Source organism: Streptomyces sp. WM6378 (genome assembly GCF_001279695.1).
Lineage (GTDB): Bacteria > Actinomycetota > Actinomycetes > Streptomycetales > Streptomycetaceae > Streptomyces.
In genome coordinates, this window is sequence record NZ_LGDD01000129.1 from 1 (window position 1) to 1424 (window position 1424).

Here is a 1424-nt window from a genome sequence, read left to right on the forward strand (position 1 = left end):
TAGGACTCCGTTAGGTCTTCCCGTGGGGCCTGTTCCGGAGGCATGTTGGGCATGTGGACGCACATGAAGTGATGCGTGTTCGGGCGAAGTTGGCGCTGTTCGTGGCGGATGTGTTTGCCTCGGTGCCGCGCAAGGACCAGCGGGCCAAGGGCGACTGCTATCTGCGGGGCCTGATGCTGGACGGACGCCGCAAGTCCATCCAGGCGATGGCCGCGCGGCTTCCGGACGGCAACGAGCAGAACCTGCAGCAGTTCGTTAACCAGTCCACCTGGGACCCGATGCCGGTGCGGCGCCGGATCGCCGAGCGGATGACGGCGGTAATCAGCCCCGATGCCTGGGTGGTTGACGACGTGTCCTTTCCCAAGGACGGCCGGAGGTCGGTCGGCGTCGCACCTCAGTACTGCGGCGCGCTGGGGAAACGGGCCAACTGCCAGGTCGCCGTGAGCGTGCACGCCGTCACTGCCTCGGCCTCGTCCCCGTTGCAGTGGCGGCTGTTCCTGCCCAAGGAATGGGCCGACGACGCCGAGCGTCGCACGGCGTGCAGAGTGCCGTCCGGCGTCAGGCACCGCGAGAAGTGGCGGCTCGCCCTGGACATCCTCGACGAACTCGCCGGCTGGGGGCTGCCACCGCGTGTCATGCTCGCCGACGCGGCCTACGGGACCAACGCAGCCTTCCGCACCGCACTCACCGAGCGCGGCATGGGCTACGTGCTGTCCGTCCGCTCCGACGTCACCGCCCACCTCTTCGACGCGGTGCCCGAAGCCCCCGACCGCAAAGGCACCAACGGGTGCTGGCCCCAGCCCCGCTACCGACAGGCGCCCTTAGCCGTGTCCGTCCACGCCGCCAGCCTGGGATACCACGGCTTCACCGACATCACCTGGCGCGAAGGCACCCGTGGCCAGATGCGCTCGCGTTTCGCGGCCCTGCGTGTTCGCCCGGCAAGCAATTCCCTCGTCCGCCCGCTCAGGTCCCGGGCCTCGGCAGAGCAGGGCTGGTGGGACGGCGTCCTGCCCGACCTGTGGCTGCTGGCCGAATGGCCCGCCGATGCCAAAGAGCCCACCGAGTACTGGTTCTCCAACCTGCCCGCCGACACCCCGCTCAAGGACCTGGTGGGCTGGGCAAAGCTGCGCTGGCGGGTCGAGCACGACTACCGGGAACTCAAACACGGCCTGGGACTGGACCACTTCGAGGGACGCTCCTGGCCCGGCTGGCACCACCACGTCACCCTCGCCACCGCCGCCCACGCCTTCCTCACTGAACAGCGGCTCTCCCCAAAAGCCCCCACGCCGGTCTCACCCTCTACCACCTCCTCGACCTCCTCCAGGACACACTGAGGTGCTGGACCGGCATCTGCACCACCTGCCACCGCCCGCTACCTAGCCCACGGAAACCAACAAGATCGCCTGAGACTTAACGGAGTCCTA

1 protein-coding gene is annotated in these 1424 nt (G+C 68.4%); it reads left to right on the forward strand.

Features of this window, described 5'->3' with window-relative positions; translation table 11 throughout:
• Positions 1–53: 53 nt before the first annotated feature.
• The gene (locus tag ADK54_RS13505) at positions 54–1334 is read left to right on the forward strand and encodes an IS701 family transposase (protein ID WP_078966359.1); all 1281 of its coding nucleotides are present in this window, start codon (positions 54–56) and stop codon (positions 1332–1334) included.
• Positions 1335–1424: the final 90 nt, after the last annotated feature.